Origin of the sequence: Celeribacter marinus (genome assembly GCF_965656515.1) — a bacterium.
Taxonomy (GTDB): domain Bacteria; phylum Pseudomonadota; class Alphaproteobacteria; order Rhodobacterales; family Rhodobacteraceae; genus Celeribacter; species Celeribacter marinus_D.
Genome location: NZ_CBFHKW010000022.1, coordinates 33,316 through 43,011, shown reverse-complemented (window position 1 = coordinate 43,011; position 9,696 = coordinate 33,316). Strand labels below are relative to the sequence as shown.

At 54.4% G+C, this 9,696-nt stretch carries 11 protein-coding genes and 1 tRNA gene; 3 read left to right on the top strand and 9 right to left on the bottom strand.

The features are described 5' to 3' along the window. A partial coding sequence (locus ACTG34_RS07070) for a DinB/UmuC family translesion DNA polymerase (protein WP_439104263.1) occupies positions 1-303 on the top strand: 303 nt, incomplete at its 5' end. Between the two features lie 3 nt (positions 304-306). Here the strand turns inward: ACTG34_RS07070 and ACTG34_RS07065 are convergent. Beyond that, the gene (locus ACTG34_RS07065) at positions 307-1,167 is read right to left on the bottom strand and encodes an N-formylglutamate amidohydrolase (protein ID WP_439104262.1); all 861 of its coding nucleotides are present in this window, start codon (positions 1,165-1,167) and stop codon (positions 307-309) included. Between the two features lie 173 nt (positions 1,168-1,340). Between ACTG34_RS07065 and ACTG34_RS07060 the strand changes: the two genes are divergently transcribed. Then, positions 1,341-1,415 (top strand) — tRNA-Val (locus tag ACTG34_RS07060). Between the two features lie 61 nt (positions 1,416-1,476). After that, positions 1,477-1,602 (top strand): type B 50S ribosomal protein L36, encoded by a 126-nt coding sequence (ykgO, locus tag ACTG34_RS07055; RefSeq protein WP_005850168.1) that lies wholly within the window; start codon positions 1,477-1,479, stop codon positions 1,600-1,602. Between the two features lie 87 nt (positions 1,603-1,689). On the opposite strand, the gene ACTG34_RS07050 is transcribed toward ykgO, so the two are convergent. The 8 genes from ACTG34_RS07050 to lspA form a co-directional block, all read right to left on the bottom strand. Then, complete coding sequence (locus tag ACTG34_RS07050; RefSeq protein ID WP_439104261.1) at positions 1,690-2,199, bottom strand: hypothetical protein; 510 nt, start codon at positions 2,197-2,199, stop codon at positions 1,690-1,692. Between the two features lie 79 nt (positions 2,200-2,278). After that, the gene (locus ACTG34_RS07045; protein ID WP_439104260.1) at positions 2,279-2,677 is read right to left on the bottom strand and encodes a DUF3775 domain-containing protein; all 399 of its coding nucleotides are present in this window, start codon (positions 2,675-2,677) and stop codon (positions 2,279-2,281) included. Positions 2,678-2,767: 90 nt separating this feature from the next. Then, the gene (locus ACTG34_RS07040; RefSeq protein WP_439104259.1) at positions 2,768-3,940 is read right to left on the bottom strand and encodes a DNA recombination protein RmuC; all 1,173 of its coding nucleotides are present in this window, start codon (positions 3,938-3,940) and stop codon (positions 2,768-2,770) included. After that, entirely contained in the window at positions 3,937-5,835 is a 1,899-nt protein-coding gene (mutL, locus tag ACTG34_RS07035) for a DNA mismatch repair endonuclease MutL (protein WP_439104258.1), read from the bottom strand. The genes ACTG34_RS07040 and mutL overlap by 4 nt, the downstream gene beginning before the upstream one ends. Before the next feature lie 67 nt (positions 5,836-5,902). Then, positions 5,903-7,216, bottom strand: coding sequence for a M16 family metallopeptidase (locus tag ACTG34_RS07030; protein WP_439104257.1), 1,314 nt, complete (start codon positions 7,214-7,216; stop codon positions 5,903-5,905). After that, the gene (locus ACTG34_RS07025; protein WP_439104256.1) at positions 7,213-8,544 is read right to left on the bottom strand and encodes a M16 family metallopeptidase; all 1,332 of its coding nucleotides are present in this window, start codon (positions 8,542-8,544) and stop codon (positions 7,213-7,215) included. Before ACTG34_RS07025 ends, ACTG34_RS07030 begins: the two co-directional genes overlap by 4 nt. 96 nt (positions 8,545-8,640) lie before the next feature. Continuing rightward, a complete protein-coding gene (locus ACTG34_RS07020; RefSeq protein ID WP_439104255.1) occupies positions 8,641-9,138 on the bottom strand; it encodes a DUF3035 domain-containing protein in 498 nt (165 codons plus the stop codon). Positions 9,139-9,195: 57 nt separating this feature from the next. Then, positions 9,196-9,669 carry a signal peptidase II gene (gene lspA, locus ACTG34_RS07015; RefSeq protein WP_439104254.1) on the bottom strand — a complete coding sequence of 158 codons (474 nt, stop codon included), beginning with the start codon at positions 9,667-9,669 and terminating at the stop codon, positions 9,196-9,198. Positions 9,670-9,696 lie beyond the last annotated feature (27 nt).

Genomic DNA, 9,696 nt, shown 5'->3' with positions numbered 1-9,696 from the left:
CTCAAGATCAAAAACTCCAAACACGCGAGCTTCACACGCCGTCTCACCCTGTATGACCCGACGAATACCGCTGACCGCCTGTATCGTACAGCACGCGGGCTACTTGATCATGCAATGGATAAAGCGCCATTTCGCTTGATCGGTGTGGGTCTCTCTAATCTGGTCGATGCCAGTGGTGCTGATCTATCGCCTGATCTTCTAGACCCAGACGCAATCAAACGTGCTCGCGCAGAACACGCCAGCGACAAAATCCGTGAAAAGTTCGGCAAGGATGCAATCGTAAAAGGGCGATCCCTGCGCTGAACGTTATTCCGCCGCCAGCGGCACATCATCCGCGTCGATAGAGACGACTCGCCGCGCCGCGCGCAACAACGCCTCACGCACGTCATTGAATTCTGAGCGCGGCTCAATACGGGCCTCATGCATGTACAACGAACGGTCTATTTCGATCTGAATAGCATGGCGACGCATCGCGGGCCGCCCATACTGTTCAACGATATACGCACCCGCAAAAGGCATATTTCGCGTGACCAAAAAACCCTCGGCAATGAATGCGGATTCGACGTGTGCGACGATGGACGGATCCGCTGAGGCGCCGTATCGATCTCCGATTACAATCTCTGGCCGCTTCACATTGCGCAGCCCATTGGATGCCAACGCCTCACGTGGCATCGAATGACAATCAAGTAATATCGACTGGCCATAAAGCGCATGCGCCTCGTTCAAAAGTGTTTTCATGGCCCCATGATATGGCTTCCAAAACAACTCTATTCGCGAACGCACCTCATCACGAGTCAGTTTGCCGCTATAAATATTGCGTCCGCCCGCAACAACTCGCGGAACAACACCCAAACCCGATGCAACACGCGGATTAAGTTGGCCTCGCGTCATTCCCTCAATGAGGGCCGGATCGAATTCATCACAGCGTCGATTCAGATCAACCCATGCACGCGGAAAGACGGCACTGATCATCGGAACACCAAAATCTGTGACACCCTCAAACAAGAGATCTACGAACGCGTCCTCAGATGACCGAAGGGTCAAAGGATCCAAAACAGATTGATTCACGAAGCTTTTAGGGTAATTGCGTCCACTATGAGGGGACGAAAAGACAACCGAAGAGGTCCGTTGCGTGGGTCGTTTTAACAGATATGACGCGTTGCTCATGCATAAGTCCTCTCACTTGAAACTATAGCGAGTGAAATTACTCACCAAAAGCCCTTGATCAATCACCCGACTCCTTTTATACGCCCACGAACTGACGCGGGAATTATCCTGCGTTTTGTGTTCTAAGGCTCACAAGGCAATAAAATGCAAAGCGCAAATTCCCAAGGTAGGATGGGTGTATAGCTCAGTGGTAGAGCACTTCGTTGACATCGAAGGGGTCACAAGTTCGAACCTTGTTACGCCCACCATTCCTCGACGTTAGATAGGTTTTAACTGGCGCACGCAGGCGCCGCGATTAGGAGAAAGACTATGAAAGTTCGTAACTCACTCCGCTCGCTGAAAAACCGGCACCGCGACTGCCGCGTCGTGCGCCGTAAAGGCCGCGTGTACGTGATCAACAAGACGCAACGCCGCTTCAAGGCCCGTCAGGGCTAAGACGTTCAGCAGCGATTACTGATTGAGCCGCACGGGGCAACCCGCGCGGCTTTTTCTATGCTTGGTGGAGAGGTTGCGCGCACGCCTCTATTTGAGTCCCAACACCTCACGCGCCTGTGCACTCTGCGCAACTCTAGACGTGGTAACACCGATAAACTGACGTTCTGGCAAGACAGTCACAAACGACTGGATAAAGCCGTCTTCCCCTAAACGTGCTGCAAAATAGCCACCACTTTGTCCGTTTGGGTTTATGTTTGTGCTTGGACTCGGTGTCGGTGCCGTATCACGCACGCGCCAGCCACCTGTCGCAACAGCGAACTCAACGATATCCGCGCCCAATGCCATCACTTCGCAGGTTTGCCCGCTCTCATGGGCGACGACCATGATCCGCGAATCGTCCGTGCGATAAAGCTTGGCCACTTTACCATTCAACAGCTTGCGCTCCATCTCCGCCGGCGCACGCTCTAGCCCGAAGCCAAGAGCGATATCCTTCGCCAAAGGTGTGATACAATAGTCCTGAACCGCACGAGCGACAGGCTCGGCAAACAGACTCAACGGGCAAAAACCACAGATCGCCACCGCTACAAAAAATCGCATAAAACTCTCCTGTTTTCGTACACATAGGTATCAGACAGGATCAGACGGCGGCAATCCCTTCGCAGTGGCATGGGAGACGTCACGCTTTGCGGTATAGCTCGTCTTCCAATTCCGACGTGTCAACGCCGAGCGATTCCAACCCATCCTCCAAATAATCCGCTAAAAGCGGTACGCCCAACAGGTAGCTTTCGGTGGGCGCAGAGGCTTCTTGTTTGGCAGTCTCGAACGCTTCGTCATAATCGTCCACCGAAAAGGTATCGCGACCGATCCACATGATCGCAACCAACGCCGCCTTTTCGTCGTCGTTAAGATTGCGAATAAAGCTCTCTAACTCGCGACCCGTAGCATCGGACGAGCGCGATTCGTAGATAGTATCGGAATCCGCGTCATCACCCGCACGATCCCATCGACCTACCTTGATCGAAAGCTCCCGCGCCCTGACAATTACAAAACCGACTTTGTTTGGGCTGATATCCATCACCCTTCCTCCAATTGAGCATGAGGATAGTGTGCGCTGCCTATTGCGTGACAAACATGATTCAGGTCAAGTGTTCGAATGCAGCGACCACTACGACTTAGGCGGTAGTGGCGCGACCGGAGTTGGCGGCACATCTTGTGCAAGTTCTTCGAAATCAAAGTTATCAAGACGATGCGCGCGCTTTCCCGCCTTATCGGCCGAGATTTTGATGTCTTCAAGATCCTTTGCGGCTTGGCCGAAATGACGGTCCAAATTGCCGACACGGGTGCCCAAGCGTTCAACGTCACCGTGCAAAAGCGCTAACTCTTTGCGAATAGCGCCCGCCTGTTCGCGCATCCGCGCATCTTTGAGAATCGCGCGCATGGTGTTGAGCGTGGCCATGCAAGTTGTGGGAGAGACAATCCAAACGCGTTTATCAAAACCCTCGCGCACCAATTCGGGGAAATTGGCGTGAAGCTCGGCATATACCGCCTCGGACGGCAAAAACATCAACGCGCCATCTGCGGTTTCGCCCTCAAGGATATATTTATCCGAGATATCATTGATGTGCTTTTTCACCGAAGCACGCAGCATTTTTGCGGCCTCGTTTAACTCCCACTGGGTATCGGCACGGCGCAGTGCCTCATAGGCCTCGAGAGGAAATTTGCTGTCGATGGCAATCGGCCCAGGGGGGTTAGGTAAATGGATCAGACAATCGGCACGTTTGCCATTCGAAAGTGTCGCCTGCAACGTATAGCTATCCTTGGGCAACGCTTTGCCCACGATATCGTTGAGTTGAATTTCGCCAAAGGCACCACGCGTTTGCTTGTTCGACAAGATATCTTGCAACGACAATACATTGCCCGACAGTTTTTCAATATTGGCTTGTGCCTTATCGATCGTTTGCAGACGCTGCTGCAAATCCCCCAAGGATTGCGCCGTGCGCCGCGCCGACCCTTGAAGGTTTTCATTCATCGTCTCGGAGACAAGCGCAAGTCGTTTTTCCATCAACTGGATCATGTTGGTCTGCGCTGCGGCCTGCGCCTCGGACACATGCGTCAATCCCCCCGCAAGTTGTTGCTGCCCATCGGACAACAATCTCACGGTCTGACCCAATTGATACATCTGACCCGCCAAAGGCGATGTCATACGCGCCGCCTCGCCCGCGCGCTTCAACACGATGAACAGCAAAAAGACAACGAGTAACATGACAACACCAGCGGCCAAAGCCATGAGTGTACCCGCGTCTGAAAGATCGATTACAGTCGTACCAATTTGGATCATGTTCGGCCAAACAGTCTTTCAATATCTGAGAGCTTTAGCTCTACATATGTCGGGCGTCCGTGGTTGCACTGCCCCGAATGCGGCGTTGCCTCCATCTCGCGCAACAACGCATTCATTTCTTCGGCGCGCATCCGGCGACCAGAACGAATGGAACCATGACAGGCAACACGCGACAACACCGCTTCAATTCTTGCCTGGACGCTTAGGCTATCACCCACGTCTTCCAATTCGTCTAGGATATCGGAAATCATCGCTTTGGCATCGACGCGGCCCAAAATGGCTGGCGTTTCGCGCACGGCAATTGCTCCGCCACCAAACGGCTCGATCACCAAACCCAGACGGCTCAAATCATCGGCGAGATCCAAAAGCGTCTGCGCATCATTGGACCCAAGCTCTACCACCTCAGGGATTAAAAGTGCCTGTGACGCAACTCCGTTTGCCGCCATCTGCGCTTTGAGTTTTTCGTAGACAAGCCGCTCGTGCGCCGCATGCTGATCGACAAGCACAATCCCGCGTTCAGTCTGTGCAATGATATAATTTTCATGGACCTGAGCACGCGCAGCCCCAAGTGGCAATGCCTCGACCTCTGGCGCGCTTTGGACATCTTCGAACCGCGCAGACGGCTGGACTGACTCGGAAAAACCCGGGGTGCCAAACCGCTGCGGAGATTGCCACTGATAGCTTTGCTCAATGGCATCGGATGATGGATGTGGTGTGCGGACAAAACTACCGCCACGACCAACCACCGAGCGTTGGTCCATCTGATACACCCGCGGCGTGTGCCCTTGGCCTTCCGGTCGCATCGCATCCAAAGTCGCGGTGGCTACGGTTGTTGACGCGCGGTGCCCCGCTTCGGCCAGAGCATGGCGCAACGCCGACACAATCAGTCCCCGCGCAAGCGCGGGATCACGAAACCGCACCTCTGATTTGGCGGGATGAACATTCACATCCACAAGATGAGGATCACAATCGATAAACAGACATGCGGCGGGATGGCGATCACGGCTCAAGAAATCGAAATAGGCACCACGCAACGCACCGACCAAAAGCTTGTCTTTGACAGGTCGGCCATTCACGAACAGAAACTGCGTCACCGCTGAGCCGCGTGAATACGTAGGCAGAGCCGCGTATCCAGTCAGGTGCAAACCCTCACGTTGTGCATCAATGGCGAGCGCGTTTTGTGCGAAATCCTTCCCCAAAACCTGTGCCAATCGTCCATGAAGCGCATCGAACAAATCACCGCTTTCGGGATCCGCGCGAAACGTCACGCGCCCCTCACCACCACCAGAAACGTCACGCACAGTGAACCCGACAAACGGCTCGGCCATCGCAAGGCGTTTGATCACATCGCCAATAGCTTGGGACTCCGCACGATCAGTGCGTAGAAATTTGAGGCGTGCAGGCGTGGCATAGAATAGATCACGCAACTCAACGATTGTACCTTTGGACAGCGCCGCCGGTTTTACCGGCTCGGCCCGCCCGCCCGAGACAGTCAAAGACACACCATCGCCACCCTCAACCCGAGAGGTAATCTTGAGACGCCCGACCGCACCAAGCGAAGGCAACGCCTCACCACGAAACCCGAACGTGTGGATATCAAGTAGGTCTGATCCGTCGATCTTTGAGGTGGCATGACGCGACAAGGCGAGCGGCAAATCATCCGCTGTCATGCCACAGCCGTCATCCGTCACCCGAATAAGGGTTTTGCCACCATCAGCGTAATCCACTTCGATACGCCGCGCGCCTGCATCAACAGCGTTCTCAACCAATTCCTTCACGGCGGACGCGGGTCGCTCTACGACTTCGCCTGCGGCAATGCGGTTGATCGCCCCCTCGTCAAGCTGACGAATGGTAGGACGAGAGTCTTGGCTTATGTTGGGGCGTGGGGAATTCATACTACTAGAGGTAGCATGGCCATTCCCGATTCGACCATAATGAATTCAGCCCAAACCAACGCCTAAGTTAGTTGGCCTGCACACCCTCCGGCTGTCCCACAATGACGAATGTCAGAGTGTTCGGGTCATACAATTCTCGTACCACACGGTTGATTTCATCAAGTGTGACAGCATTCACCAAATCATTGCGATGCGCGATATACTCGGGTCCAAGACCCACCATTTGCATGCCGACCAAAATGCGCGCAATCGGTGCATTGCCATCAAACCGCAACGCATAGGCGCCCGTCAGATAGGTCTTTGCCTTGTCCAATTCCTCGGGCGTGATGCCATCGCGCGCCACCTTTTCCCATTCATCTTTGACAACTTGAACCGCCTCGGCCACCGAGCCGTTTGCGGACGAAAACTGCCCCGCGACCAGACTGCCGTGGTCAAAGGAGGCAAGGTATGACCCAATACCGTAGGTGAGCCCACGCGCTTCACGGACCTCGGCCATCAAACGACTGTCTGCGCCTCCACCGAAAATCTCGTTGGCGATAAAGGCAGGAATGTAATCGTCATCATCGCGCGCAATCCCTGCATGTCCAAACAACACAACCGATTGCGGCGTCTCGAATGGCACAACTGTTGTCCCGCCTGTCAGCCCCGCAGAAATTGCCTCAGGCATCTCCGGCCCGCTTTGAGCCAGATCTCCAAACAGGTCGTCCACCAATTGAGAAAGCTCGTCCGCCGTTATGTCACCAACGGCACCAATATAAACGCGATCCCTAACCAGTGCGCCACGATATGCGGCAATCACATCGTCGCGCGTCAACGCAGCAACGCTTTCAAGTGTCCCGTCCGGCGACGTTCCATAGGGGTGACTGCCAAAAGCCTGCTCATAAAAAGTGGCTGACGCTATATCGCTAGGATCGGTTTGTTTCGACCGGATGACAGAATAGATCTGTCCCTTTACGCGATCAATTGCATCTTGGTCGAAACGCGGATTGAGAATCGCCTCTCTCAAAAGAGCGACTGCTTCGTCTCGATTTTCAGTTAGGAATTTGGCTGAAATCGAAACGCTATCCATCCCCGCATCAAAGCTATAACTCGCCGCAAGATCATCTCGGGACTTTGCGAAGGCTTGCGCATCCAAGTCGCCCGCGCCCTCTTCGATCAGGGCCATCATCAGATTGACCTCACCACGCTTGCCATCACGGTCAAGAGAGCTGCCGCCCCGAAAACGAATTTCAAGCGCGGTGAACGCAATTGAATGCTCTTCAACCAACCATGCTTTCACCCCCCCCGGAGTGGTGATGTCCTGAACGTCTACGGCGGCATGGGCGGTGGTGGATATCAAGGCGAACACGGCAAACACGCACATTGTAACAAAGCGGATCATTGCGAACCCTCCCCTGTGGACGGCATCAACCAGCCGCTTACAGCATTTGATTTATCAAACACGGATCGGGCCGCAGCCATAACATCGTCGGGCGTCACCGCACCAAGCACATCAGGCCACGCGGTGATATCATCCAAGGTCAGACCAAGCGTCAACAACTCACCGTAGCGGCGCGACAAGCCCTCGATGTTGTCCTCATCATAGATCAGTGATGCGCGCAATTGGGTCTTGAGGCGGTTAAACTGCTCTTGATCCACGCCCTCGTCCAAGAACTCCGCAATTGCCTCGTCCAAAGCGGCCTCGGCATCATTAAGGCTGACGTCAGGAGTCGGAACGATGACCAATCCGAAATTTGCCGCATCCAATGTGGATCCGTCATAATAAGCGGACACGTAGACAGCCTTTGGATCTATAAACGTTAGCTTTTGCCCCAATACGGACGTCGCCGCATCGCCCCCCAAAAGTGCTGCGAGAAACTGCAACGCTGCCGCCTCACTCTGATCACCGGAATTGCGCTCTGGGGCAAGGTAGGTTCGGGTAACATAGGGTTGCGCGACACGTGGATCAGACATCGTCAACCGACGCTCGGACAGCTGCGGGGGTTCTGTAGGCCGAATCCGAGGCGCCAGGTCTGGTGTGGGCTTGATCGGGCCATAATGTATTTTGGCCATCTCATACACAGCCTCAGGATCGACGTCCCCCGCAACCACGAGAATAGCATTATTGGGGGCGTAATAGCGCTCATAAAACGCGAACGCGTCCGCGCGATTGAGCTGCTCTATCTCATGCTTCCACCCGATAATTGGAATTCCATACGGATGGTTAAGATATTGTGCGGCCCGTAGCTGCTCCATAAACAACGCACTGGGATTATTCTCAGTACGCATGTTCCGCTCTTCAAGAACCACATTGCGTTCTGTCACAACATCGTCTTCGGTCATCTGAAGATTACGCATACGGTCCGCTTCCATCCTCATCATCAACGGGAGACGATCAGCGGCAACACGTTGATAATAAGCGGTATAATCCCACGAGGTAAAGGCGTTGTCAGATCCGCCGTTGCGCGTCACAGTCTCCGACAACTCGCCTGCGTCCATCTCATCTGTCCCTTTGAACATAAGATGCTCAAGGAAGTGCGCGATACCGCTTTTCCCCATCGGCTCATCTGCTGCGCCAACACCGTACCAGACTGTGTGCACAACTACCGGAGCGCGATGATCCTCAAGGACATAGACCTCTAGACCGTTGTCCAACTTGAACTGGCTCACATCGACCGCAAACAGGGGTGCAGCAATCACACTCATCAACACGGCAAGACTACGGATCATTGGACTACCTATCTAGAAGATTTCATCACATATTTGCGACACCGCGCGCAAAGAACAAGCGGTGGTGACGGTGATGTGATCAAAGCTGTGGAATTGTTAGCTGCGCGGTGGTGCAGACGGGACATTCACACCCAGCGCGCGTAAGCGCCGCCACTCAGCGAAGGCGTCTAGCGAAAAGCGCTTGTACGTCCGCTCATACTTGTCCTTTTTCCAAGGCAAGCTGCCCCATCCGCTACGCTTCAACTTGGTCGCATCGTCTTGCGCCAAATCGGTGCGGATTGCGGGATCAACGCCAAACCGAGACGCATAGGACACGATCCCTCCGTCGACGCCACCGCCCACGTTGGGCCGTCCGCCCAGCGCGACAATCGCATCTGATTTTGGCTGTTGATCCGCCAAATTTCCGCCCTTGGGCGTCGGTGCCGGCAAAAGGGTGAAATCTGTTGGAGCTTCCAAAGGCTTTGAGGGAACAACTCCAAACTCGTCCGGTCCCGATGAAATCGCAGATGGGCGCAACTCGGTCTTTGGCGCGCACGCCGTTAACGCAAGAAACGCCGCGAGGCACAAACCTGTATTTAGAGCCTTAACCTGCATGAACACCGTTCCTTAAGCCGCTTGCCTGTCTATCTGTAACGGATGCAAGCAAGGACGTCACGCCCGCTTTTTGTCTTCGCCAGTGAAAAGGATCAAACCGAATGCTCCGGCGAAAATCGCAATATCGGCGACATTAAACGAGTAGGGATTGGAAAAGCCGCAGCACGACATGTTGAGAAAGTCCGCGACAGCCCCGTAAACAACACGGTCCACCGCATTTCCCAGCGCCCCGCCAACGAGCATCCCCGCGCTCAGGTTCCCAATCGCCGAAAACCCTTCCTTGCGGGCCCACGTCACCACCCAGATCGAAACACCGACCGCCAAGGCAACCCAGACCCAGCGCATAAGTGTCGCATAGTCAGAAAATAGGCCGAAATTGACGCCTTCGTTCCATGCCATACGGAACACGAGATACGGTTGGGCTACAATGATCTCACCCACGGATCGAAGGTTGAGCGCATGCACCACAACCCACTTCGACATCTGATCAAGTAGGAAAATGATCAAAGCAGTCCAAAGAGTTAGGCGCATACGCTCTCCAATTCGTTGTTGGTCATC

What these genes read in the sequence shown, in the direction of transcription:
- ACTG34_RS07065 (WP_439104262.1), bottom strand. Translation starts at nt 1,167, where the DNA reads ATGAGCAACGCGTCATATCTGTTAAAACGACCCACGCAACGGACCTCT.
- ykgO (WP_005850168.1), top strand. Translation starts at nt 1,477, where the DNA reads ATGAAAGTTCGTAACTCACTCCGCTCGCTGAAAAACCGGCACCGCGAC.
- ACTG34_RS07050 (WP_439104261.1), bottom strand. Translation starts at nt 2,199, where the DNA reads ATGCGATTTTTTGTAGCGGTGGCGATCTGTGGTTTTTGCCCGTTGAGT.
- ACTG34_RS07045 (WP_439104260.1), bottom strand. Translation starts at nt 2,677, where the DNA reads ATGGATATCAGCCCAAACAAAGTCGGTTTTGTAATTGTCAGGGCGCGG.
- ACTG34_RS07040 (WP_439104259.1), bottom strand. Translation starts at nt 3,940, where the DNA reads ATGATCCAAATTGGTACGACTGTAATCGATCTTTCAGACGCGGGTACA.
- mutL (WP_439104258.1), bottom strand. Translation starts at nt 5,835, where the DNA reads ATGAATTCCCCACGCCCCAACATAAGCCAAGACTCTCGTCCTACCATT.
- ACTG34_RS07030 (WP_439104257.1), bottom strand. Translation starts at nt 7,216, where the DNA reads ATGATCCGCTTTGTTACAATGTGCGTGTTTGCCGTGTTCGCCTTGATA.
- ACTG34_RS07025 (WP_439104256.1), bottom strand. Translation starts at nt 8,544, where the DNA reads ATGATCCGTAGTCTTGCCGTGTTGATGAGTGTGATTGCTGCACCCCTG.
- ACTG34_RS07020 (WP_439104255.1), bottom strand. Translation starts at nt 9,138, where the DNA reads ATGCAGGTTAAGGCTCTAAATACAGGTTTGTGCCTCGCGGCGTTTCTT.
- lspA (WP_439104254.1), bottom strand. Translation starts at nt 9,669, where the DNA reads ATGCGCCTAACTCTTTGGACTGCTTTGATCATTTTCCTACTTGATCAG.